This window comes from Oleiphilus sp. HI0132, from assembly GCF_001635845.1.
Window position 1 is genome coordinate 1 of sequence record NZ_LWGJ01001528.1, and the last position, 735, is coordinate 735.

1 protein-coding gene is annotated in these 735 nt (G+C 43.0%); it reads left to right on the plus strand.

Annotation, left to right across the window (positions count from 1 at the left end):
* Window positions 1–141 precede the first annotated feature (141 nt).
* Window positions 142–735 (plus strand): FAD-binding oxidoreductase (locus A3766_RS23560; protein WP_156509080.1); only part of this gene is annotated, 594 nt, incomplete at its 3' end.

A 735-nucleotide genomic window follows, 5' to 3' on the forward strand; every position in this document is an offset into this window, starting at 1 on the left:
TAATTCTAGCTATATCAATTGTTTAGTTGCAATAGCTAGAATTAAATTTAACATTAAGCGCTGTTATTTCTTGCCTTTTAGCTAACTAGCCTTGGAAGTAAGAGTACAGTTATTAACAGATTTAGGTGGATTGATAAGCTTATGGCTTCGGAAACTCAGATAATTGATGCGTTAAAAGCAGTGGTAGAAGACGGGAAAGTTCGTACTGATGCGGAGACTCTAGAGTCTCATGGTAAGGATTGGACGAAAATATATGCGCCTAAGCCTCTAGCGATTGTATTCCCCAAAACAACTGAAGAAGTTCAGGCAATTGTTAAGCTAGCGAATGAGCACGAGTTTGCACTAGTACCTTCTGGCGGACGAACCGGTTTAAGTGCGGGGGCTGTGGCAAGCAATGGTGAAGTGGTCGTTTCTTTCGATTACATGAATCAGATCGTTGATTTCAGCGCCAGTGATCAGGCTGTACGTTGTCAGGCTGGTGTTGTTACACAGCAGTTGCAAAACTTCGCCGAAGAGAACGGTTTGTACTATCCGGTTGACTTTGCATCGGCCGGTTCTAGTCAGCTAGGAGGTAACCTATCGACTAATGCGGGCGGTATTAAAGTTATCAAATACGGCATGAGCCGTGATTGGGTCTTGGGTTTAACCGTGGTAACAGGTGCTGGCGAAATTCTTGAACTAAACCGAGACTTGTTGAAAAACAATACCGGATATGATTTGCGTCACTTGTTTATT